2 protein-coding genes are annotated in these 1176 nt (G+C 53.7%); both read left to right on the top strand.

The genetic code is table 11. From position 1 onward, the window contains the following. Positions 1–219, top strand: a 219-nt coding sequence (locus H8S52_RS19665) for an SDR family oxidoreductase (RefSeq protein WP_186910409.1), incomplete at its 5' end; no start/stop codon positions are given. Positions 220–421: 202 nt separating this feature from the next. Beyond that, on the top strand, positions 422–1176 hold a 755-nt coding region (gene uxuA / locus H8S52_RS19660), incomplete at its 3' end, for a mannonate dehydratase (protein ID WP_186910408.1).

Raw genomic sequence — 1176 nt, 5'->3', positions numbered from 1 at the left:
GGATTCCTGCTCACCAACCAGAACCGTGCGCTGCTCACCAACCCCGACGGTTCGTACACAGACCGTGCAAAGACCATCATCGCCCACACTCCGTGCGGACGCTTTGCCGAACCGGAAGAACTGTTCGGAACCATCCATTACCTCATCAGTGATGCTTCCAGCTTCGTGACCGGGGCACTCTCGGTGGTGGACGGCGGTTTCGACGCATTCTCCATCTGATGAAATCCGTGAGAGTATGCCAAAATAAAACTCACTTGCTATCTGTTTCTTTTTTAGGCACGGATTACACGGATAGACACGGATTTATTTTATCCCTTTTTCCGTGTAATCCGTGCCTAAAAAAGAAATCATCAAGTATATTTTAGCACATCCTCATTCATAATAGACAGACATATACTTTATAAACTTATACCATTACAATATGATACTTTGTGAACAAACCTGGCGCTGGTACGGTCCTAACGACCCCGTCAGCCTATGGGACATCAGACAGGCCGGAGCCACCGGCATCGTGAACGCCCTGCACCACATCCCCAACGGTGAGGTGTGGACGGTGGAAGAAATCATGAAACGCAAGGAGATAATTGAAGCCGCAGGTCTCCGCTGGTCGGTCGTTGAAAGCGTACTCGTACACGAGCACATCAAGACGCAGACCGGAGATTTCCAACGGTATATCGACAACTACAAGGAAAGCCTGCGCAACCTCGGCAAATGCGGTGTGAACATCGTGACGTACAACTTCATGCCCGTACTGGACTGGACGCGTACCGATCTTGCCTACGAGCTTCCCGACGGCAGCCGCGCCCTGCGCTTCGAACGCGCGGCCTTCATCGCTTTCGACCTCTTCCTGCTGAAGCGCCCCGGTGCGGAAGCCGATTACACCGACGCGGAAAAGGCCAGGGCCAAAGCCCGCTTCGAGCAGATGACGGAAGACGACAGGCAGTTGCTGGTACACAACATGATTGCCGGCCTGCCCGGTTCGGAAGAGAGCTTTACCTTGGAGCAGTTCCAGAAAGAGCTTGACCGCTATAAGGATATCACCCCCGAAAAGTTGCGCTCCAACCTGATATATTTCCTCAGCGAAATCTGTCCCGTTGCCGACGAGGCCGGCGTCGAGCTGGTGATCCATCCGGACGACCCGCCCTGCTCAATCCTGGGCCTGCCGCGTATCATGAG

The organism is Bacteroides sp. NSJ-48, assembly GCF_014287405.1.
Taxonomy (GTDB): domain Bacteria; phylum Bacteroidota; class Bacteroidia; order Bacteroidales; family Bacteroidaceae; genus Bacteroides; species Bacteroides stercoris.
Note: the sequence above shows the minus strand (reverse complement) of the source record. Positions and strands in the feature narration are given on the sequence as shown.